This is a genomic window from Duganella sp. HH101 (genome assembly GCF_001758795.1).
Classification (GTDB): Bacteria; Pseudomonadota; Gammaproteobacteria; order Burkholderiales; family Burkholderiaceae_D; genus Rugamonas; species Rugamonas rivuli.
The window spans coordinates 19,688-39,327 of record NZ_LRON01000013.1; the positions used below are offsets into that span (position 1 = coordinate 19,688).

Annotated in this window: 21 protein-coding genes; 9 read left to right on the top strand and 12 right to left on the bottom strand. The window is 65.3% G+C overall.

Annotation, left to right across the window (positions count from 1 at the left end; translation table 11 throughout):
- Window positions 1-19 precede the first annotated feature (19 nt).
- A complete protein-coding gene (locus DUGA2_RS20050) occupies window positions 20-922 on the top strand; it encodes a PAS domain S-box protein (protein WP_070271256.1) in 903 nt (300 codons plus the stop codon).
- Between the two features lie 255 nt (window positions 923-1,177).
- Here DUGA2_RS20050 and DUGA2_RS32845 read toward each other — a convergent pair whose 3' ends face one another.
- On the bottom strand, window positions 1,178-1,369 hold the full coding sequence (locus tag DUGA2_RS32845) for a hypothetical protein (RefSeq protein WP_229212426.1): 192 nt from the start codon (window positions 1,367-1,369) through the stop codon (window positions 1,178-1,180).
- A gap of 133 nt (window positions 1,370-1,502) precedes the next feature.
- On the opposite strand from DUGA2_RS32845, the gene DUGA2_RS20055 reads away from it, so the two are divergent.
- The gene (locus tag DUGA2_RS20055) at window positions 1,503-2,081 is read left to right on the top strand and encodes a chromate transporter (protein WP_070271257.1); all 579 of its coding nucleotides are present in this window, start codon (window positions 1,503-1,505) and stop codon (window positions 2,079-2,081) included.
- Window positions 2,078-2,665, top strand: a complete 588-nt coding sequence (locus DUGA2_RS20060; RefSeq protein ID WP_070271258.1) for a chromate transporter — start codon at window positions 2,078-2,080, stop codon at window positions 2,663-2,665. The genes DUGA2_RS20055 and DUGA2_RS20060 overlap by 4 nt, the downstream gene beginning before the upstream one ends.
- 49 nt (window positions 2,666-2,714) lie before the next feature.
- Here the strand turns inward: DUGA2_RS20060 and DUGA2_RS20065 are convergent, their stop codons facing one another.
- The 4 genes from DUGA2_RS20065 to DUGA2_RS20080 form a co-directional block, all read right to left on the bottom strand.
- Entirely contained in the window at window positions 2,715-4,481 is a 1,767-nt protein-coding gene (locus DUGA2_RS20065; RefSeq protein ID WP_070271259.1) for an amidohydrolase, read from the bottom strand.
- 100 nt (window positions 4,482-4,581) lie between these two features.
- Window positions 4,582-5,148, bottom strand: coding sequence for a YceI family protein (locus DUGA2_RS20070; RefSeq protein WP_008449570.1), 567 nt, complete (start codon window positions 5,146-5,148; stop codon window positions 4,582-4,584).
- 230 nt (window positions 5,149-5,378) lie between these two features.
- Window positions 5,379-6,182, bottom strand: a complete 804-nt coding sequence (locus tag DUGA2_RS20075; RefSeq protein ID WP_070271260.1) for an ATP-binding cassette domain-containing protein — start codon at window positions 6,180-6,182, stop codon at window positions 5,379-5,381.
- Window positions 6,183-6,198: 16 nt separating this feature from the next.
- Complete coding sequence (locus DUGA2_RS20080) at window positions 6,199-6,516, bottom strand: ABC transporter permease subunit (RefSeq protein ID WP_070271261.1); 318 nt, start codon at window positions 6,514-6,516, stop codon at window positions 6,199-6,201.
- Window positions 6,517-6,707: 191 nt separating this feature from the next.
- Between DUGA2_RS20080 and DUGA2_RS20085 the strand changes: the two genes are divergently transcribed.
- The 3 genes from DUGA2_RS20085 to DUGA2_RS20095 are packed head-to-tail and all read left to right on the top strand — an operon-like array spanning window position 6,708 to window position 9,065.
- Window positions 6,708-7,532, top strand: coding sequence for a methionine ABC transporter ATP-binding protein (locus DUGA2_RS20085; RefSeq protein ID WP_070271262.1), 825 nt, complete (start codon window positions 6,708-6,710; stop codon window positions 7,530-7,532).
- The gene (locus DUGA2_RS20090; protein ID WP_008449578.1) at window positions 7,525-8,205 is read left to right on the top strand and encodes a methionine ABC transporter permease; all 681 of its coding nucleotides are present in this window, start codon (window positions 7,525-7,527) and stop codon (window positions 8,203-8,205) included. The genes DUGA2_RS20085 and DUGA2_RS20090 overlap by 8 nt, the downstream gene beginning before the upstream one ends.
- Window positions 8,206-8,219: 14 nt before the next feature.
- Window positions 8,220-9,065 (top strand): MetQ/NlpA family ABC transporter substrate-binding protein, encoded by an 846-nt coding sequence (locus DUGA2_RS20095; protein ID WP_070271263.1) that lies wholly within the window; start codon window positions 8,220-8,222, stop codon window positions 9,063-9,065.
- 21 nt (window positions 9,066-9,086) lie between these two features.
- On the opposite strand, the gene DUGA2_RS20100 is transcribed toward DUGA2_RS20095, so the two are convergent.
- The 5 genes from DUGA2_RS20100 to epsC form a co-directional block, all read right to left on the bottom strand.
- A complete protein-coding gene (locus tag DUGA2_RS20100) occupies window positions 9,087-11,066 on the bottom strand; it encodes a hypothetical protein (protein ID WP_070271264.1) in 1,980 nt (659 codons plus the stop codon).
- Entirely contained in the window at window positions 11,059-11,598 is a 540-nt protein-coding gene (locus tag DUGA2_RS20105; protein WP_070271265.1) for a hypothetical protein, read from the bottom strand. The genes DUGA2_RS20100 and DUGA2_RS20105 overlap by 8 nt, the downstream gene beginning before the upstream one ends.
- Before the next feature lie 9 nt (window positions 11,599-11,607).
- Window positions 11,608-13,296 carry a hypothetical protein gene (locus DUGA2_RS20110; protein ID WP_141753324.1) on the bottom strand — a complete coding sequence of 563 codons (1,689 nt, stop codon included), beginning with the start codon at window positions 13,294-13,296 and terminating at the stop codon, window positions 11,608-11,610.
- 169 nt (window positions 13,297-13,465) lie between these two features.
- Window positions 13,466-14,308: a glutathione-dependent disulfide-bond oxidoreductase gene (yghU, locus tag DUGA2_RS20115; RefSeq protein WP_070271267.1), complete on the bottom strand. Its 843-nt coding sequence runs from the start codon at window positions 14,306-14,308 to the stop codon at window positions 13,466-13,468.
- Between the two features lie 38 nt (window positions 14,309-14,346).
- On the bottom strand, window positions 14,347-15,270 hold the full coding sequence (gene epsC / locus DUGA2_RS20120; RefSeq protein ID WP_070271268.1) for a serine O-acetyltransferase EpsC: 924 nt from the start codon (window positions 15,268-15,270) through the stop codon (window positions 14,347-14,349).
- Between the two features lie 151 nt (window positions 15,271-15,421).
- Between epsC and DUGA2_RS20125 the strand changes: the two genes are divergently transcribed.
- The gene (locus DUGA2_RS20125) at window positions 15,422-16,603 is read left to right on the top strand and encodes a multidrug effflux MFS transporter (RefSeq protein ID WP_070271269.1); all 1,182 of its coding nucleotides are present in this window, start codon (window positions 15,422-15,424) and stop codon (window positions 16,601-16,603) included.
- Window positions 16,604-16,611: 8 nt separating this feature from the next.
- Here DUGA2_RS20125 and DUGA2_RS20130 read toward each other — a convergent pair whose 3' ends face one another.
- Window positions 16,612-16,881 carry a hypothetical protein gene (locus tag DUGA2_RS20130; RefSeq protein WP_070271270.1) on the bottom strand — a complete coding sequence of 90 codons (270 nt, stop codon included), beginning with the start codon at window positions 16,879-16,881 and terminating at the stop codon, window positions 16,612-16,614.
- Between the two features lie 73 nt (window positions 16,882-16,954).
- On the opposite strand from DUGA2_RS20130, the gene DUGA2_RS20135 reads away from it, so the two are divergent.
- A complete protein-coding gene (locus DUGA2_RS20135; protein WP_070271271.1) occupies window positions 16,955-18,388 on the top strand; it encodes a PLP-dependent aminotransferase family protein in 1,434 nt (477 codons plus the stop codon).
- A gap of 52 nt (window positions 18,389-18,440) precedes the next feature.
- Window positions 18,441-18,896 (top strand): Rrf2 family transcriptional regulator, encoded by a 456-nt coding sequence (locus DUGA2_RS20140; RefSeq protein WP_070271272.1) that lies wholly within the window; start codon window positions 18,441-18,443, stop codon window positions 18,894-18,896.
- Between the two features lie 10 nt (window positions 18,897-18,906).
- Here DUGA2_RS20140 and DUGA2_RS20145 read toward each other — a convergent pair whose 3' ends face one another.
- Entirely contained in the window at window positions 18,907-19,569 is a 663-nt protein-coding gene (locus tag DUGA2_RS20145; protein ID WP_008449589.1) for a GntR family transcriptional regulator, read from the bottom strand.
- Window positions 19,570-19,640: the final 71 nt, after the last annotated feature.

The following is a 19,640-nucleotide window of genomic DNA, read 5'->3' on the forward strand; positions in this document are numbered from 1 at the left end:
CTCACCGTGGGATTGATGCATGAACCAGAACGACGACGACACCGATTGGATGATAGAAGACGAAGCACCGCCGGCCAGCCAGCCGCAAGCAGGCAAACCGGGGGCGGCCCAGGCGCCGCCGCCATGGCGCGTGCTGATTGTGGACGATGACGTCGACGTCCATGTCGTCACCAAATTCTCACTGAGCAACGCCTGCTTCCAGGGCCGCCGGCTCAGCTTCCTGCACGCCTACAGCGGCGAGGAAGCGCTGCACACGCTGCGCACCACGCCCGACATCGCGCTGGTGCTGCTGGACGTGATCATGGAAACCAGCGACGCCGGACTGAACGTGGCCCGCCAGATCCGCGACACCCTGCACAACCAGCTGGTGCGCATCGTCCTGCGCACCGGCCAGCCGGGACAGGCGCTCGAACACAGCATCATCCTCGACTACGACATCAACGATTTCTGGTGCAAGACCGACCTGACCACGCGCAAGCTGTTCACCACGGTGATCTCGTCGCTGCGCGCCTACTCCGGGCTGGAGCAGGCGCACCGCCAGGCGCAGGCGCTGCAACGGGAACTGGACCAGGCCAGGCAGCTGCTGGCCGCCGTCGACCAGCACGCGGTGATGATGACGCTGGACCAGCGCGGGCGCATCACCAGCGTCAACGATAAATTCTGCGCCGTCTTCCAGTACAGCCGCGAGGAATTGCTGGGCGCCGATCCGCGCCTGCTGCATGCCCCGCCCTATCCGCCGGACCAGCTGAGCGATGCGCTGCAAGCCTTGAAGGAAGGCGAAGCGTGGACCGACGTGGTCAGCGCCTGGCGCCGCGACGGCCAGGAAGTGCGGCTGCGCGCCACCGTCACCGCCAGCGACGACACCCCGCCGCGCTACATCGTCGTCGCCAGCGTCCTGCAGGCATTGAAAGTGCCGCTGTAAGTCGTGGATTGTTAAAGCACTTTTCCGGATATCCACAGACGCTGTGGATATCTATGTGGATATCACCCTCTTGACACCGCAGGGAGGCTTTACCTATGCGGTTTTCAACAAACTGCCCATCCAAGAGGCAAAATAAACCCCTTGAAAAATCAATGACTTAGCGCGTCAAGTATTCTAACGAGAAAATTTTTAAAGAAAATTCTTGTCAACATGATTTGTGCATAAGTAAACACCGGGGCGGTATAAGCTGCCGCGTCAATGAGGGGATTTTCGACGCAGTTCAGGGTGTAATAGCACCCGTTCGATCACCTGCGGCGCAACGTTGTGGGATTTCATGTATTCGATCGCGCAAACGGTGTTGAAGCTGGATTGCACCAGGATGCCGCGGTTGACCGCGGCACTGCATTGCTCGTCACTGCGCTGCTGTAATAGCGAAACGTTCATCATGATCCTTGGCAAAGGTTGGTCGTATAAACCCTGATCTGCGACATGCTAAAGGAGTATCGGCGAGCCTCGGCCAAAGTCAATGTCAGCTTCCTATCATTTCTGTATTTAAAGCGTTTCTGCGCGATAATAGTGCATGACTTCCGATCTGCCCCGCTCCCGCCCCTCTTCCCAATTCGATCTATTCCTGTCCTTCACCATTTTGGCGCTGCAAGGTTTTGGCGGTGTGCTGGCGGTCGTGCAACGCGAGATGGTCGAGCGCAAGCGCTGGCTGACTCAGGAAGAATTCATCGAGGAATGGGCGGTCGCGCAGATCATGCCCGGCCCCAACGTGGTCAACCTGGCGCTGATGATCGGCAGCCGCTACTACGGCTTGCGCGGCGGCCTGGTGGCGCTGGCCGGCATGCTGACCGTGCCGCTGCTGGTGGTGCTGGTGCTGGCCGTGCTGCACTCGCACTACGCCCACCATCCCGGCGTGGCCGGCGCCTTGCGCGGCATGGCGGCGGTGTCGGCCGGCATGATCGCCGCGACCGGCCTCAAGCTCGCATCCGCGCTCGGCAAACATCCGCTGCCGATGTGGCTGACCGGCGCCATCGCGCTGCTGTGCGTGGTGTTCGTGGTGCTGCTGCACCTGCCGCTGGCCTACACCCTGCTGATCCTGGGCAGCGTCGGCGTCACGCTCACCTACCGCAAGCTGAAGGGAGGCCAGCCATGAACGACGCCCCGCTGCATCTCGTGCTGAGCCTGTCCGACTGGCTCAACCTGTTCGGCCACTACCTGCTGCTGTCGCTGATGTCGATAGGCGGCGCGATTTCCACCACGTCCGAGATGCATCGCTTCCTGGTCGAGGAGCACCATTGGCTGACGCAATCGCAGTTCAACGATTCGATCGCCATCGCCCAGGCCGCGCCGGGTCCGAACGTGCTGTTCGTGGCGCTGATGGGTTGGAATGTGGGCCTCAACGCGGGCAGCTACACGGCGGCGCTGGCCGGCGTGCTGGTGACGATGATAGGCATCATGCTGCCGAGTACCACGCTGACCTACCTGGCGGCGCGCTGGGGCCATCAGAACCGCGAGCTGCTGGGCGTGCGCGCCTTCAAGCAGGGCATGGCGCCGGTGGTGGTCGGGCTGATGGTGTCGGTCGGGATCATCCTCGGCAGCGCGCACCACAGCTGGGCCACCGACTGGCCCTTGTGGACGCTGTCGGTGGCGGCCGGCCTGGTGATCTGGCGCACCCGCATCCACTTGCTGTGGCTGCTGGCTGCGGGCGCTGTGGTGGGCTGGTTCCAGCTGGTCTGAAACCCGGCACAGCGGGGTCGGACCCCATGCGGGGTCCGACCCCAACGGTTCATCGCTGTGCGGGGTTCTGGTAGCCGCCGTAGTATTTCACGGGGCTCCAGTCCGGCTCCACCTCAGGCAGGGCCGGCGCGTACTGCTGGAACTCGCGCGCCGCATACACCACCTTGCCGTTGACGATGGTCAGGCTGCTTTCCAGGTTCTTGATCTGCTCGGCCGCCATCGAGAAATAATCCTGCGGCAGTATCGCCAGATCCGCGTACTGGCCGGGGGCCAGCGTGCCCTTGAGCTTTTCCTCGCCGCTCATCCACGCGCTGCCCTGCGTCATCAGCTTGAGCGCCTGGTAGCGGCTCAGCACATCCTTGGGCTGCCACACGCTGAGCCCGCCCGCAGTCTTGCCCGTCACCGCCCAGTAGATCGACGGCCACGGGCCGTAGCTGCTGACGCGCGTGCCGTCCGTGCCCAAGCCGACCGGGATTTTCATCTCCAGCATTTTTTTAATCGGCGGCATCTGGCGGGTTTGCGCGCCGTACTGCTTCCAGTACAGCTCGCCCTGGAAGTACATGCGGTTCTGCACCGCGATGCCGCCGCCCAGCGCCTTCACGCGCGCCAGCTGCTTGTCGCTGATGGTCTCGGCATGGTCGAAGAACCAGCGCAGGCCGTTCAGCGGCGTGTCCTGGTTGACCTTCTCGATGACGGCCAGGTCGCGGTCTATGCTCTCGTCGTAGGTGGCGTGGATGCGGAACGGCCAGCGGTTCTTGATCAGCAGGCGCAGCACGGGCTCCAGTTCGCTCTCCATCTGCGGCGGCATGTCCGGGCGCGGCTCGAGGAAGTTCTCGAAGTCGGCCGCGCTCCACACCAGGTTCTCGCCGCCGCCCTCGGTGTTGTAGCCGTTGGCGTAGAACAGGTGGTCGTTATGGTCGGGCTTGGCCATGCCCAGCCAGCGCTGGTAATCCTCCAGCTCCTTGCCCGGCTTTTGCGCGAACAGGTAGTAGGAGGTGCGCACCGTCAGCTTGCCGCTCCTGGCCAGCTCCAGGCTGACCGCGTAATCGTCCGGATACGCCTGCCCGCCGCCGCCGGCGTCGATGGCGCTGGTCAGGCCCAGACGGTTCAGTTCGGTGTAGTACTGCTGCGTGGAATTGAGCTGCTGCGCGCGCGGCAGCACCGTGGTCTTGCCCAGCGTGGTGTAGAGGATCATCGCGTTCGGCTTGGCGATCAGCAGGCCGGTCGGCTTGCCGTCCGCGCCCAGCTGCACCTCGCCATCCTTGAAGCGGGTGCTGGCGTCGTAGCCCAGCGTGGCGATGCCCTTCTGGTTGAGGAAGCCCAGGCCGTACAGGTAGAGCAGGAACACCGGCTTGTCCGGCACCGCCTCATTGATTTCCGCCAGCGTCGGCAGGCGTTTTTCTTCGAACTGGAATTCGTTCCAGCCGCCGACCACCTTGACCCACGCGCCCTCCGGCGTGCGCGCCGCCTGCTCCTTGAGCATTTGCAGCGCCGTCTTCAGCGAGGTCACGCCATCCCAGCGCAGCTCGGCGTTGTAGTTCAAGCCTTCGCGGATGATGTGCAGGTGGGAGTCGTTGAGGCCGGGGATGACGGTCTTGCCGCCGGCATCGATCAGCCGGGTGCCGGCCGCTTTGAGTTTGAGTATGCGGGCATTGCTGCCGACGGCCTGGACCTTGCCGTCCTTGATGGCGATGGCCTGGGCGAACTCGCCCTCCTTGCTCATCGTGGCGATCTTGCCGTTGCTGATGATGAGGTCCGGCGCGGCCTGCGCGAGACCGGCGCAGGCCCATGCGGCCGCGAGTGCGAGCTGCTTCATTCTCATTGTCTACTGCTCCTAAAAAAAATCGGGCCGGCGCGATGCATGCACCGCGCCGGCCCACATCAGAGACCAGGGAATTGAGCCGGGCCCAGTCCGCTTAGTCCTTGATGGATTCGACTGCGAAAGTCAGGGTCACGTCGTCGCCGACGTAAGGTGCGTATTTACCGGCGTTGAATTCGGTACGCTTGATGGTCGCGGTGGCGTTGGCGCCGCAAGCCAGTTTCTTCAGCATCGGGTGATCCATGCACTGCAGGTGGGTCACGGTCAGCTTGACTGGTTTGGTCACGCCCTTGATGGTCAGGTTGCCGTCGATCGAAGCCAGCTTGTCGCCATCGAAGTTGAACTTGGTCGACTTGTAGGTGATGGTCGGGAACTTGGCGGTATCGAGGAAGTCTTCGCCCTGGATGTGGCCGTCGAACAGTTTCGAACCGGTGTCCACCGATTTGGTGTCGATGGTCGCTTCCACCGAGCCGGTCTTGGCGGCGCGGTCCAGCACGATCTTGGCGGTCGTGTTGTTGAAGCGGCTCTGCTGGGTCGAGTAGCCGAAGTGGCTGTACTCAAAACGGGCGAAGGTGTGGTTCGCGTCGGAGGTGAAATTCTCCGGTGCGGCGAAGGCGGACAGCGAGATACCGGCGGCAACCAACAGGGCAAAGATTTTTTTCATTTGTAAGACTCCAGGATGTGGGAACAATATGTAAGAACTCGACCCGGCTAGCTGGCGCCCGCCCGGTGCATGTCTACGAGTGAAGCGATTATGCTCGCCACATCTACCGTTGTAAAACGAAATATTTACCGCTTTACTATCGATAAAATCGATCATAAAACCGGCTGCTCATATGGCGATGATAGAGCAGCGGCGATCGGATGGGCATCTGCCTAAAGGCCGAGGGAATATCAGGCCGCCGCGGCGAGCGTCGCCGGCGGTTGCAGGATGCGCTGCTGCAAGCGTTGTTCCAGCGAGGCAAACGCCGCGCTGCTGCGCACGCGCGGGCGCGGCAGGTCCACCTGCACGTCCAGCGCGATGCGGCCGCGCTCGATCACCACCACGCGGTCAGCCAGCGCCAGCGCTTCGTGCACATCGTGCGTGGCCAGCACGGCGGTGAAGCCGCGCGATTGCCACAGCGCTTCGATCAACTGCCGCATCTCGGCGCGGCCCTCCTCATCGAGTGCGGACAACGGTTCGTCCAGCAACAGCAACTGCGGCTCGTGCAGCAGCGCGCGCGCCAGCGCGGCCCGCTGCCGCTGGCCGTCCGACAACTGCGCCGGCCAGTCGTCGGCGCGGCCGCCCAGGCCGACGACGTGCAGCGTGGCCGCAGCAGCGTTCAGCGAGCGCGGCTTGCCGATCGCCACATTCTCCAGCACCGACTTCCACGGCAGCAGCCTTGGCTCCTGGAACAGGATGCGGACGCAGGGGTCCAGCGTGCCGTTGCCCACCGCGATGCTGCCGGCAACAGCGCCGTCCAGTCCCGCGATGGTGCGCAGCAGCGTGGTCTTGCCGCAGCCGCTGCGTCCCAGCACGGCGACGAATTCGCCGGCGCGCAGCGACAGCCGCAGTTCGTCCAGCACCGGACGGGCGCCGAACGCCACGCTGACGTCTTCCAGCGCCAGCGCCACGCCCTGCCGCTTGAGCGGCGGCGCCGGCCGCAGCGGGCGGCGTATCGTATCGTCGATGTCGAACAAGGCGGTCGAAATATACATACGGTTTACTCCATTCTTAACGGTAAGAGGGATGCCAGCGCAGGAAATGCCGTGCCGTCGCGCGCACCAGCAGATCGGCCGCGCCGCCCAGCAGGACGTACAGCAGGAGGTACAGCAGAATGGGCGTCCAGGATGGCGCAGAGACAGCCTCGGCAACGATCAGCAGCAGCCACGCCAGGCCGAGCCCGATGCGCACGGACCGCAGGATCGACGGCAGCGCCGCCGGCAAGGTCACGTCGCGAAACAGCGGCCATCCCGACAGGCCGTAACTGCGCGCCATTTCGATCAGCGCCGGATCGGCGCCTGCGGTTGCACGATGCTTAACATTTCCCATTGCCGGCTCCACGAGTATTCATGCCGGCCAGATTAATTCCGCGGCAACAAAATCAAAACGAATAGTTTTACGTTTTGATATGCACTTTCTTCTTTATAGGATTTTGATATATAGAAAGGAAAAAATAGTCGTTTGCCGCATGAAGGGCCGATGAGATACTTGCACTACTGCATCTCCCAAGCTGATTCCCCATGACTACACCCCTGATTCGAATTACCCATGCGAGCAAAACCTTTGCGCTGCCGGACGGCGGCCACTTCCACGCGGTGCGCGACGTATCGCTGGAAGTCGACCAAGGCGATATCTTTGGCCTGATCGGCAAGAGCGGCGCCGGCAAATCCACGCTGCTGCGCCTGTTCAACCTGCTGGAGCAGCCCGACAGCGGCGCCGTCTTCGTCGACGGCCGCGAGCTGACCGCGCTGTCGAAACGCGATCTGCGCGATGCGCGCCGCAATATCGGCATGATCTTCCAGCAGTTCAACCTGCTGCAAAACGCCACCGTGTTCGACAACGTCGCCTTCCCGCTGCGCATACACGGCGGCCTGACGGCGGCGCAGATCACCGCGCGCGTCAACGAATGCCTGGAACTGGTGGAATTGGGCGGCAAGACCGCCAGCTACCCGGCCCAGCTGTCCGGCGGCCAGAAGCAGCGCGTCGCCATCGCCCGCGCGCTGGCCAGCGGCCCGGCCGTGCTGCTGTGCGACGAACCGACCTCCGCGCTGGACGCCGAGACCACGCGCGCGCTGCTGGCCACGCTGCGCGACATCAACCGCCGCCTCAACGTCACCATCGTCATCGTCAGCCATGAGCTGTCGGTGCTGGGCGAGATCTGCAACCGCGTGGCCGTGATCGAAGACGGCGCCATCGCCGAACAGTTCGCGCTCGACGACGCCGCCAGCCTGGCCGAACCGCGCAAGACCGCGCTGGGCCGCGAACTGGCGCAGCACGGCGCCGCCAGCATCCTGGCCGCCCGTTCCACTTCAAGCAACGCCAACACGGAGGCCGCCTATGTCTGAATACCTCGCCTCCCTCGACGCCATCCTCGCCATGCTGCCGGAGATGTGGACCGCGCTCGGCCAAACCCTGACCATGCTCGGCATCGGCCTGACCGCCGCCGTGGTGCTTGGCGGCCCGCTGGGCATCCTGCTGTTCCTGGTGGCCGACGGCCAGTCGCTGCAAAACCGCCCCGCCGCGCTGGTGCTGGGCTGGCTGGTGAACACGGTGCGCTCCTTCCCGTTCATCATCCTGCTGGTGGCGCTGGTGCCGTTCACCCGCATCATCGCCGGCACCTCGATCGGCCCGCTGGCGGCCGCCGTGCCGCTGTCGTTCGCGGCCGTGCCCTACTTCGCCCGCATGGTCGAACAGAACCTGCGTGAAGTGCCGCGCGGCGTGATCGAAGCCGCCCACGCCATCGGCGCCTCGGAACTGCAGATCGTGCTGCGCGTGCTGCTGGTGGAGGCCCGCTCCGGCCTGGTGCTGGCGCTGACGGTGCTGTCGATCAGCTTCCTGTCCTACTCCGCCGTGGCCGGCGTGGTGGGCGGCGGCGGCATCGGCGACCTCGCCATCCGCTACGGCTACTACCGCTTCGAGACCGACATCATGGTCGCCACCGTCGCCATCCTGATCGCCATGGTGCAACTGATCCAGTTCACCGGCAACCGCATCGCCAAACGCCTCGACAAACGCTAACTAAAGGACTATTCATGCAAGCACCTCGCCGCAACCTGCTGCTGGCCGCACTGGCCCTCGCCCTCGGCATCGCCGCCCCGAGCTACGCCAAGGATCCGAAGGAACTGGTGATCGGCACCAGCGCCGGCCCGTACGCGGACCAGATCAAGCTGGGCATCAAGCCCATCCTGGAAAAGCAGGGGTACAAGATCAAGCTGGTGGAGTTCAACGACTACATCCAGCCGAACTTCGCGCTGGCCGAAGGTTCGCTGGACGCCAACGTGTTCCAGCATATCGTTTATCTGAATGAGTTCGCGGCCAAGAACAAGCTGCCGCTGGCCGACCTGGTGAAGATCCCGACCGCGCCGATCGCCATCTACAGCAAGAAGCACAAGGCCCTGACCGAAGTGAAGGAAGGCGCCACCGTCGCCATGCCGAACGACCCGACCAACCAGGCGCGCGCGCTGGTGCTGCTGGACCAGCTGGGCTGGATCAAGCTGCGCGACAAGTTCGATCCGGTCAAGGCGTCGGAGCGCGACATCGCCGTCAACGTCAAGAAGATCAAACTGATCTCGCTGGAAGCGGCGCAGCTGCCGCGCTCGCTGCAGGACACCGACTACTCCTTCGTCAACGGCAACTACGCGCTGGCGGCGGGCATGAAGCTGAAAGAGGCGCTGTTGACCGAGAAGATCTCGGCCAACTACATCAACCTGGTGGCGATCCGCAGCGCCGACAAGGACAAGCAGTTCGCCAAGGATCTCGCGGCCGCCTATCGTTCGCGCGAGTTCCTGGCTGTGACCAATAAATACTTCCCCGACTACTCGAAGACCGAAGACCAGCTGGCGCTGGAAGCGGCCGGCGCGGCCAAGCCGGGCAAGTAAGCGGCAGCAGCGCCGCCGGCTTCAGTGTTTCAGCGTTCCATCAGCCTGCGTGGTGTTGAAGCCGTCGCTGGCGATGATGCGGTACCTCAGGGGCTGGGCCTTGGCGCCCAGCTCCACCGCCACGTCCGCCGGCAGGCGCAGTTCCGGCTTCGGCAGTCCCACCGCATAGGTGCGCCATGTGCGGCCGCTATCGCCGCTCAACAGCACCGAGTAGGTCAGCGCCTGCCCCTGCGGATGGGCGCCGTTCCAGCGCAACACGACTGAAGCCGGCGCAGCGGTCTTCAGCGCCGCAGCGGCCGGGCTCATGGTGGCGGCAGCCAGTTTCAGCCGCGGCCCCTGCGTCTTCGCCTGCAGCACGGCGATCGCCTTGCCGTCGACTTCGATGCGCAATCCTTTTACCGCGGCCGACGACGGCACCGCGGCCGTGATCAAGCCGGCGCGGCGCGGTCCCTCGTCGCCGCTATCCTCAAGATAGAACACCTGCACCGGCGTGCGGCCGATCACCGCGCCGTTGGCGTCCAAGGTGACGACTTCCGGCGCGCCCGCCACCGCCGAAGCGCCGGCTTCCGCCAGCGTTACCGGTGAAATGCTGGCGATGGCGCCGCTCGACCAGCCCTTGTCCAGGCGGGCCACGACGAACAGCTGGCTGCCGGTCTTCAAGGCCTGGCCGGACTCCGGCTGCAGCGCCGCGCCGGGCGCCGGGCCCGCGGGCAGCGCATTTTCCGCCGTGATGCGCGTGCGGATCGCCTCATAGGTATAGGAGCTGAGCCACTGCCGGGAGCAATAACTCATCACATCGTTCCAGATCGAGACCGGCGTCGCCGCATACGGCGACACCCTGCCGGGCGCGGCCCGCCGGGGCAGCAGCGCCAGGTCGGCCTGGCCCCTGTCATAGCCGACAAACGGATGCGTCGCGTCGGCAATCTGCCCTCCGGCGAACGGATAGTTCGGATCGGTGCCGCTCTCGCCGCATATGCCGCCCACGTGCATGCGGCCCAAGGTGTGGCCGACTTCGTGGCCGGTGTACCAGTCGCCGTAGGAACCATCGTAGTCCCAGCCCCAGTCGGCCGCCCCGGTGGGGCCGGAACCGATCGCGCTCGGCGTCGGCGCGCCCGGAACCGCCGCGCATCCGCGCATGAAGCCGCCGCCGTCATCGACCAGCCCGAAATAGTGGGTTCGGCGGTCGGCGCCGTTGTTCACGTCCAGCGCGCGGATCTGCGCCACCTGGGCGTTCGCCTGGCCGCAGTCGAACGGCCACGGATTCGTGGCGGCCACGACCCTGGTGTTGTAGACCAGGTTGGTGATCGGGTAGCCGCGCTGGAACCAGGAACCGATGCGGTCGTAGTCCACCTGCCGTGGCGTGTGCTGGGTGCCGTTGGCTTCGGCGTACTGCAGGCCGATCACGGTCAGCCGGAAGGGAACGCCGGCGACCACGTTGACGGCGCGCGAGGTGGCGGCGCAATTGGTGCAGGGAACGGCCTGGCCCTGCTGGAACATGTCGCGCAAGGAGATCACCTGGGCGCTCAACGCGCCGGGCACCATGTTGGCCATCGGGACTTCGAAGGTCAGCGCCAGGTCGGCCCAGCTGCGCTGCAGCTCCAGTTTGCCGTTCCACTGCGACAGCACGGACACCGATGAAATCGGATCGAGCGTCAGCACCTGGCCGTTCGGCGTGCTCACTTGCAGCTTGCCGCTGATGAGCCCGTAACCCGCGGGCGTGTCCACATCCAGGAACACCCGGACCAGCGTGCGCCGCGCAGAGATGATGCCGACGCTGTGGTTGATATCCTGGATGCCCTGGGTGACTTCGATCTGCGTCACCGTGGCCGAACTGACGACCGGGTCCGCGCCGGCATTGAACAGCGCGGTGTCGATCACCGGTCCGGCCGCCGCCGGCGGCAGCACCGCGTTGCGCTGGTCCGGCCTGCCGGCGTGGGCCGCAGAGCAGGCGATGCAGCAGACCGCGGCCAGCGCGGCCAGTTTGGTAGAGATGCTATGCATGGTCAGCCTCCTTGATCTGCGTTATCGGCCAATAGCCCTTGGGGCAATCCTCGCTCGCCAATTTGGACTTGCGGCGCGCCACGCATCCGCACGCCGAGCAGATATTCATGTCGACCGCCGCATCGAACGTGAGTCCGTACAGAATATTTTTCGGCGCCGCCGTGTAGTGCGGGCACTGGCGGCACACCGCCATCCGCGCATCGGCCTGCTCCGCGCTCAGCGTCGCAAAGCCGCTGGCGGCCCAGCGCCCCATCGCGGCCACCGCATGCCCCACCGTCGCCATGACCGGGGGCGCGACGGCATCGGCGGCGGCCTCGGCAAAGGCCGCGTTGGCCGGCGACGCCACCAGCTTGCGCAGCAGCGCCGGCTGGCCCCGGCTCATGAACAGGGTCGAGGCGAAGCGGTCGTCGGCCAGCGCCCTGCGCAGCACCGGGTCCGGCGGCGGCCCCTCCATTTGCAGCAGCTCGGCAAACGCGCGGAGCTGAGCACTCCAGTCGCCAGCGGCGGCGACAGCCTTCAGCGGTGGGATCATCGCGCCCTCCTATGCTGTCTGGACCAGCAGGTGACTGCCGTCCGCGGCCAGCGGCTGGTTGTCCTGCGACACCACGCGCTCGACCAGCAGCACCATGCTGCCGCCGCCCACCGCGCCGCTGACGCTCAGGCGCACCAGGGCCGGATTGGCCGAATCGACCGCCGCAGCGGTGATGGCCAGCGCCGGCAGCAGCGAATAGTTCGCCGCATTCTGCGCGGAAGTCTTCTCGACCGGCAGGCTGAAGGTGACGCTCAGCACGTCCTGTGCCGTGGACAGTATCGCCTTCTCCAGCCGCAAGCCGGTCGGCGGCGGCACACCGCACGCGGGAACGCCGAAGAAACTCAAGGCGTTCGACAGGGTCTGCTTGCGGCAGGCCAGGCCCGGATTGGCACAGGGATCGAGGTCCGCCGCCGACTCGGGGCCGAACAGGCCGCACAGCGCCGCGAACTGCTCCAGCCCGCGCGACACCACGCCCACGTACACGGTATCCGTGACCATGCGGCGCAGTACGTAGGCGACCGCCTGATAGTCGGCGTCGCAGACGCAATTGCGGCCGCCGAGACGCTCGGCCATGCTGGTCAGGGCGATCAGCGCCAGCTCGGAGAACACGCCGGGCAGCCGCAGGAGCGCGCCGCTGATCACGACAAAGGACTGGCCGTCCGACACAAACGCGGAAACGTTGGGCTCGGTGCAGCGCCAGTCGACCAGGAAGCTCAGGTTGGGGTAGACCGTCCTGGCCCAGCCGATCACGCGCTGCGCCGCGATGCGCGGCGAAGGATCGCCGAGCGAACGGAACTTGACCGTCGACGCCAGATACCGCGCCTGGTCCAGCGTGAGCCAGCGCTTGGCGCTGTGCGGCACCGTCACCAGGTTATGCGTCACCCCGCCGAACACCGACGGCAAGGCCGTCGTCGCCAGCGCCATGGCGGCCGGGTTCTGGTACAGGTCCGCATACTCGGGCGTGCCGATTTCCGGCGGCAGCTGCTGCGGCGCCACCAGCGCCGCGCCATCGGCTTCGAAATGCACCTGCACCTCGTAGTCAGCGGTGACGATGCCGTTCGAGTTGACCAGGTGGCCGGCAAGGTCGCTGCCGTCGTAGTCGCCGACCAGCGCCAGCGAGTGTATCGAGGTCGGGACCGGTTGATCGTTCAGGATGCCGAGCACCACCTTGGCCGAGCCGCCGTCCGCCTGCGCCAGCAGGTCGCCGGGAGCCAGGTATTGCGACGCCTTCAGGCGGCCGTCGGAGGCCAGCAGGAACAGGTGGCCCGGCGTCACCAGGATCTGGCGCGGCGCGGTCTCGCCCTGCATCTGATAGAAAATCAGGATCAGGCCCTGGATGTCGGCGCTGGACGTCGGGCCGTTGCGGAATTTGATCTCGGTGGCTTGCCACTTCAGGTCGGCGCCGGCGGCGAGGATGGTCTGGCCGGCCTCCAGATCCTGCACCATGGCCCAGGTGCCATGGTCTTTCTCGATCGGCGTACCGGCGGTGAAGCAGGAACAACAGCAATAGCAGTAGGCGGGCACGCCCTGGCCGCCGCCGTTCGGGTCCAGGGTAAGAAAGGGGGTATCGACCGGCATGCCCAGCGTCGAGCAATGGGTGCCGTTGATGAAGTCGGCGTTGCTGCAGATACTGGGACACTGGTGGTTAAGTGGAGGTGGCTGCTGCGCAATCCTGTCGAGGCATACTTGCGTTACCATAGTTACATCTCCCTAGTTATTAATACGTCAAGTATTAAATACTAGAAAAGAGACCCAGATATACGCCAACTGTCACTTCAGATTAAATAATAAAAAAATATCGCTTTTCAACAACAATGCGGAATTCTCATCTGCAACGGGGCGACGCGCCGGCCGCCCCTGCGCGACATCAATCCAGGTCTGAAGCGCTGTGCCGCTCCGGCACCTGCTCGTCCGGCTCGCCGAAGGTCCGGTTGACCTTGCGGCCGCGTATCACCGCCGGCCGCGCCGCGATGTCGTCGGCCCAGCGCTTGACGTTCTTGTACTCGTGCACCGACAGGAACTCGCCGGCGCCGTATATCTTCCCGAGCACCAGCACGCCGTACCACGGCCAGATCGCCATGTCGGCGATGGTGTATTCATCGCCGGCGACGTAGCGGTGTTCGGCCAGTTGGCGATCAAGCACGTCGAGCTGGCGCTTGGCTTCCATCGCATAGCGGTTGATCGCGTATTCGATTTTTTCCGGCGCATAGGCGTAGAAGTGGCCGAAGCCGCCGCCCAGGAACGGCGCGGAACCCATCTGCCAGAACAGCCAGTTCAAGGTCTCGGTGCGCGCCGCCAGGTCCTTCGGCAGGAAGGCGCCGAATTTCTCCGCCAGATACACCAGGATGGAACCGGATTCGAACACACGCTGCGGCTGCGCGCCGCTGCGGTCGACCAGCGCCGGTATCTTCGAATTCGGATTGATATCGACAAAGCCGCTGGAGAACTGGTCGCCGTCGTTGATGCGGATGAGCCAAGCATCGTATTCGGCGCCGGCATGCCCCGCCGCCAGCAGCTCTTCCAGCATGATCGTCACCTTGACGCCGTTCGGCGTGCCCAGCGAATACAGCTGCAACGGGTGCTTGCCGACCGGGAGTTCCTTGTCGTGCGTGGCGCCCGCCACCGGGCGGTTGATGCTCGCGAACGTGCCGCCCGATGGGGCTGCGGCAGTCCAGACTTTGGGTGGTACGTACTTCGATTGATCCGTCATTCAAAAACTCCATGAACATTCAAGCGTAAAAGCATACCCTAATCGTTGCGCATCTGCGCTTGGGACACATTGCTCCCCGCCGGCACGCTCTGCGTCAGCCAGACATTGCCGCCGATGGTGGAGCCGGCGCCGATGGTGATGCGCCCCAGGATGGTGGCGCCGGCGTAGATCACCACGTCGTCCTCCACCACCGGATGGCGCGGCACGCCCTTGATCAAGGCGCCCTTCTCGTCCGCCGGGAAGCGCTTGGCGCCCAGCGTCACGTGCTGGTACAGGCGCACGCGCTGGCCGATGATGGCCGTCTCGCCGATCACCACGCCGGTGCCGTGGTCGATGAAGAAGCTGCCGCCGATCTGCGCGCCGGGGTGGATGTCGATCCCGGTCAGCGAATGGCCGATGTCCGAGATCAGCCGCGCCAGGAACGGCGAACCCAGCCGGTGCAGGCTGTGCGCCAGCCGGTAGTACAGGATGGCGATGGTGCCCGGATAGCACAGCATGATCTCGGCCACCGAGGTCGCCGCCGGATCGCCGGAGAACGCGGCCTGCACGTCGGACACCAGCAGGCCGCGTATGCCCGGCAGCCCGGCCGCGAACTCGCGCGTGATGGCGTAGGCCTGGCGCGTCAGCTCCTCGTCGTCCGGCACGGCGTCTTCCAGCGAGAACTGCAGCCCGCGCCGCACCTGCTCCGTCAGCCGGTTCAGGGTGGTGTTGAGGGTGTCGCCGACGAAGTAGTCGATGCTCTCGTCGGTCAGGTTGGGACGGCCGTAGTGGGTGGGGAACAGCGCCGCCGACAGGCCGTTGACGATGATCGTCAGCGCCTCGCGCGACGGCAGCTCGCGCACCTTGCCGTGGTGGCGGATATTGTGCGTGGCCTCGCGCGACACGCGCAGCTGCTCGATCACGCTGCCCAGGTTCCAGTGCGACGGCTTGACGCCGGTTCCGTCATAGGTATCGATAGTCATATTGTCTCGAATAATTAAAAACGCGGGCAGCATCGCCCATCATCGCAGCTTAATCGTCCGCCGGCAGCGGGCGAAGGAATGATTTCGCCCTTGGATATGCGATGACCGCATATCGCGTAAAATGCCGGCTCCACCGAACAATACGCCTCAAATGAATATTTTGCTGACACTGCTGCTGGCCGGCCTTTCCATGGTCGGGCCGCTGGCGATCGACACCTACCTGCCGTCGTTCCCGGCCATCGCCCAGACCTTCGACGCCAGCCCGATGCTGATCCAGCAGACGCTGAGCATGTTCCTGTTCTGCTTCGCCTTCATGATGCTGTTCTACGGCACGCTGTCGGACTCCTTCGGCCGCCGTCCGGTGATCCTGGTCTCGCTGGTGGCCTACATCGCCGCCTCTATCGTCGGCGCGATGGCGCCGTCCATCGGCGTGCTGCTGGCCTGCCGCATCGTGCAGGGCCTGGCGGCCGGCGCCGGTTCGGTGGTCGGCCGCGCCATCGTGCAGGACCGCTTCTCCGGCGCCGCCGCGCAGAAGATCCTGTCGCACATCATGATGGTGTTCGGCCTGGCGCCGGCCATCGCGCCCGTGCTGGGCGGCTGGCTGCAGGTGAGCTTCGGCTGGCGTTCGATCTTCTGGTTCCTGAGCGGCTTCGGCATCCTGATGTTCATCGCCGTGCAGCGCGCGCTGCCGGAGAGCCTGGCCGTCAAGGACCGCCATCCCTTCCACCTGGGCGCCATCGCCGCCAACTACTGGAAGGTGCTGTGCCACCACCACTTCCTGCTGCTGTCGATCGCGGTCGGCATGAGCTTTGCGGGCGTGGCGCTGTATATCGGCTCGGCCGCCTACTTCGTGATGAACATCCTGCATCTGCCGGAGACCGCGTTCGCATGGATGTTCGTGCCGCTGATCAGCGGCATGGTGGTCGGCTCCGCGCTGTCGGGCAAGTTCGCCCACAAGTTCGCGCGCAAGACGCAGGTGTGGCTGGGCTTTGCGGTGATGATCGCGGCCGGCATCATCAACGTCGCCTACAACAACGTCTTCGTCGCCGCCGTGCCTTACGCCGTGATGCCGCTGTTTATCTACTCCTTCGGCCTGGCGCTGGCGATGACGCCGTTGTCGCTGATCGCGCTGGAGTACTTCCCGAACAACAGCGGGCTGGCGTCGTCGATGCAGTCCTTTATCCAGATGCTGCTGTTCGCGCTGGTGTCCGGCCTGGTGGCGCCGCTGCTGTTCGACAGCGCGCTGAAGCTGGCGTGGGGCGTACTCGCCAGCCTGGTCGTCAGCCTGGTCGCCTGGCTGCTGGCCTTGACCGGCAAGCCGGTCACGCACTAATCACGCAATCAGGGCCAGGGCGTGGGGTTCACATCCACGTACTGCGCCCCGCCCTGCTCCGGTTCGCGGGCGTCGCCCTGGGCGGCCGATGACGCAGGCCGGCCCGGCGCCTGCGCAGGATTGCGCAGGCCCAGCAGCTCCTTGCGGGTCTCGACGAAATCGGCGCTGGACAAGGGGTGCTCCCGGTCCGGCCAACTCTCCTCCGCCCATTGCTGCAATTGTTCATAGCGTTGCCAGAGTTCGTTGACGAACTGGCGGCGTGCGGCTTCCTTATCCATGCTTCCCCCTGTGTGTCATGCCAGTCTGTGGCAAACTGCCGGTATCGTCCGTTAGGCGCCGCACCAACATACCATGGAACTCCACATCGTCATCGAAGGCAGGAAGGATTTGAGCGGGCAGCTGTACCGTCAGCTGAGCGATTCGATCCGCAGCGGCAGGCTGGCCGACGGCCAGCAGCTGCCGCCCACCCGCCTGCTGGCGGAACAACTGGGCCTGTCCCGCAAGACCGTCTCCGATGTCTACACCCGCCTGACGCAGGACCGGCTGGTGCTGGGCCAGGTCGGCAAGGGCAGCTTCGTCAGCGCGCCGGCCGAGGCCAGGCCGCGCCGGCAAGCCGCCGGCAACCTGGCCAGCGCCGCCATCGTCGCCCGCTGGGACGCCATGCACACGCCGCTGCGCCATCCGTTCCCGGAAGGCCGCTCGCGCTATGAGTTCATCGGCGGCTGCATCACGCCCAGCCTGTTCCCGGTCGACGAATGGCGCCGCTGCGTAATGCACGGCCTGCGCCAGGACGTCAAGGGCAGCGGCATGTACCGCCAGGCGGAAGGCATCGCCGAGCTGCGCGCCGCCATCGCCCACCATGCGGCCTACGCGCGCGGCGTGGTCTGCACCGCCAACAATGTGGTGGTGACGAACGGCGCCCAGCAGGCGCTGGACCTGCTGGGCCGCGTGCTGCTGGAGCCGGGCTGCGTGGTGGCGGTCGAGGAGCCGGGCTATCCGGCTGCCCGCATGCTGTTCGCCAGCCAGGGCGCGCAGATCGTCGGCATCGGCGTCGACCGCGAGGGCATGCTGGTCGACCAGATCCCGCAAGGCACGCGGCTGATCTACACCACGCCGGCCCACCAGTTCCCGCTGGGGATGCCGATGAGCGTGGCCCGCCGCGAGGCGCTGCTGGCGCGCGCGCTGCAGATCGGCGCCATCATCATCGAGGACGACTACGACAGCGAGTTCCGCTACGAGGGCCGCCCCACCGATTCGCTGCAAAGCATGGACCGGCACGGCGTGGTGGCCTTCGTCGGCAGCTTCTCCAAGGTGATGCTGCCGGAACTGCGGCTGGGCTATGCGGTGCTGCCGGAGGCGGTGCTGAACGCCGTCCTGACGGTCAAGCACCTGAACGACTGGCACACCGCCACCGCCAGCCAGCACGCGCTGGCCAAGTTCATCGGCGACGGCTACCTGTCGCGCCATATCCGCCGCTGCGCCGCCATCTACGCGACGCGCCGCCAGCGCCTGCAAGCGCTGTTCGCCGACGCGCTGTCGCCGTGGTTCGAGCTGGTGCCGGCGAGCGCCGGCTTCCACCTGGCGGCGCTGTGCAAAAAGCCGCTCGACCTGGACCTGCTGCTGCGGCTGGCGCGGCGTGCCGACGTCGGCCTGTATCCGTTGTCGAACTTCTACGCCTCCACGCCGCCCAGGTACGGCCTGTTCCTCGGCTACGGCGGCATCGAGACGCTCGATATCGATGTCGCCCTGCTGCGCGTGCGCGACATCCTTCAGCAAATGGAGTAAAGCCGGATCAGCATGTAGAATAGTGGACGAACCGTAACGACGACCTCCAGCCATGCGCCTCACCTCATTTACCGATTACTCCCTGCGTACCCTGCTCTACCTGTGCGCGCACCGGGACCAGCTGGTGACGATCCAAGACATCGCCGACATGCACACGATCTCGAAGAACCACCTGATGAAGGTGGTGTACCAGCTGGGGCAGTCCGGCCTTGTGGAGACGGTGCGGGGCCGCAACGGCGGCCTGCGGCTGGCCAAGGATCCCAAGGACATCAACATCGGCGCCCTGGTGCGGATGACGGAGACCGACTTCTTCATGGCCGAATGCTTCGACCGCGAGCACGACACCTGCCCGCTGACGCCCAACTGCACCCTGAAGCACACGCTGAACGACGCTACCCGCGCCTTTCTGGCCGTGCTGGATCGGCAAACGCTGCAAGACATGCTGCCGCAGCAGGCCGAAGCCGGCGCCGCCAAGCCGGTACGCATCGTCCGCGGCGCGGCCGCCTAGCCGCCTGGCGCTATGCCGCGCCCTGCCGCAACTGCGGCAGCGACGCCATCAAATCCGAGAAACGCTGCCCCTGTATCATCACGTGCTCTCGCAGCAGATGCGCGGCCAGCTCGCCGTCGCCACTGACGATGGCCTGCACCACGCCGTCGTGCTCATGGTAGGAATTGTGCAGACGGTCGCGCACCCGCAACTGCAGGCGGCGGTAAGGCCGCAGGCGGCGGTACAGATTGCGCGTCTGCTCGATCAGGAACTGGTTATGGCTGCCGGCGTAGATCGCCTCGTGGAATAACTCGTTCTTGTAGTAGTAGACGTCCGGCTCCTGCGCATCGCGCGCATCCAGGCAGGCCTGGTGCGCCGCCAGCAGCGACTGCTGCTCTTCGCGCGTCATGCGCCGCGCCGCCAGCCGGCCGCAGGTCGCCTCCAGCTCCGACATCACCTCGAACATCTCCACCAACTGCTGCGGCCCCAGCTCGGCCACGATGGCGCCGCGCCGCGGCCGTATCACCACCAGCCCCATGGACGCCAGCTGTATCAAGGTCTCGCGCACCGGCGTGCGGGAGACGCCGAAACGGGCGGCCAGTTCGGTTTCGTCCAGATGCTGGCCGGGCTTGAGCTCGCCGACGGCAATCATCTCTTCTATTTCTTCGCGCAACGTGGCGGAATGGGTGGTCATGGTGTTTGCAGCCTTGTGTATAACAAGCTTCATTATAAGCAGTGGATTTAGCTTGACAATGTATTCCAACG

Coding starts and splice junctions, on each gene's coding strand:
- DUGA2_RS20135 (WP_070271271.1), top strand. CDS start 16,955: ATGGAACTCCACATCGTCATCGAAGGCAGGAAGGATTTGAGCGGGCAG.
- DUGA2_RS20055 (WP_070271257.1), top strand. CDS start 1,503: ATGACTTCCGATCTGCCCCGCTCCCGCCCCTCTTCCCAATTCGATCTA.
- DUGA2_RS20090 (WP_008449578.1), top strand. CDS start 7,525: ATGTCTGAATACCTCGCCTCCCTCGACGCCATCCTCGCCATGCTGCCG.
- DUGA2_RS32845 (WP_229212426.1), bottom strand. CDS start 1,369: ATGATGAACGTTTCGCTATTACAGCAGCGCAGTGACGAGCAATGCAGT.
- epsC (WP_070271268.1), bottom strand. CDS start 15,270: ATGACTATCGATACCTATGACGGAACCGGCGTCAAGCCGTCGCACTGG.
- DUGA2_RS20140 (WP_070271272.1), top strand. CDS start 18,441: ATGCGCCTCACCTCATTTACCGATTACTCCCTGCGTACCCTGCTCTAC.
- DUGA2_RS20145 (WP_008449589.1), bottom strand. CDS start 19,569: ATGACCACCCATTCCGCCACGTTGCGCGAAGAAATAGAAGAGATGATT.
- DUGA2_RS20130 (WP_070271270.1), bottom strand. CDS start 16,881: ATGGATAAGGAAGCCGCACGCCGCCAGTTCGTCAACGAACTCTGGCAA.
- DUGA2_RS20095 (WP_070271263.1), top strand. CDS start 8,220: ATGCAAGCACCTCGCCGCAACCTGCTGCTGGCCGCACTGGCCCTCGCC.
- yghU (WP_070271267.1), bottom strand. CDS start 14,308: ATGACGGATCAATCGAAGTACGTACCACCCAAAGTCTGGACTGCCGCA.
- DUGA2_RS20105 (WP_070271265.1), bottom strand. CDS start 11,598: ATGATCCCACCGCTGAAGGCTGTCGCCGCCGCTGGCGACTGGAGTGCT.
- DUGA2_RS20110 (WP_141753324.1), bottom strand. CDS start 13,296: ATGGTAACGCAAGTATGCCTCGACAGGATTGCGCAGCAGCCACCTCCA.
- DUGA2_RS20050 (WP_070271256.1), top strand. CDS start 20: ATGAACCAGAACGACGACGACACCGATTGGATGATAGAAGACGAAGCA.
- DUGA2_RS20075 (WP_070271260.1), bottom strand. CDS start 6,182: ATGTATATTTCGACCGCCTTGTTCGACATCGACGATACGATACGCCGC.
- DUGA2_RS20065 (WP_070271259.1), bottom strand. CDS start 4,481: ATGAAGCAGCTCGCACTCGCGGCCGCATGGGCCTGCGCCGGTCTCGCG.
- DUGA2_RS20085 (WP_070271262.1), top strand. CDS start 6,708: ATGACTACACCCCTGATTCGAATTACCCATGCGAGCAAAACCTTTGCG.
- DUGA2_RS20070 (WP_008449570.1), bottom strand. CDS start 5,148: ATGAAAAAAATCTTTGCCCTGTTGGTTGCCGCCGGTATCTCGCTGTCC.
- DUGA2_RS20125 (WP_070271269.1), top strand. CDS start 15,422: ATGAATATTTTGCTGACACTGCTGCTGGCCGGCCTTTCCATGGTCGGG.
- DUGA2_RS20100 (WP_070271264.1), bottom strand. CDS start 11,066: ATGCATAGCATCTCTACCAAACTGGCCGCGCTGGCCGCGGTCTGCTGC.
- DUGA2_RS20060 (WP_070271258.1), top strand. CDS start 2,078: ATGAACGACGCCCCGCTGCATCTCGTGCTGAGCCTGTCCGACTGGCTC.
- DUGA2_RS20080 (WP_070271261.1), bottom strand. CDS start 6,516: ATGGGAAATGTTAAGCATCGTGCAACCGCAGGCGCCGATCCGGCGCTG.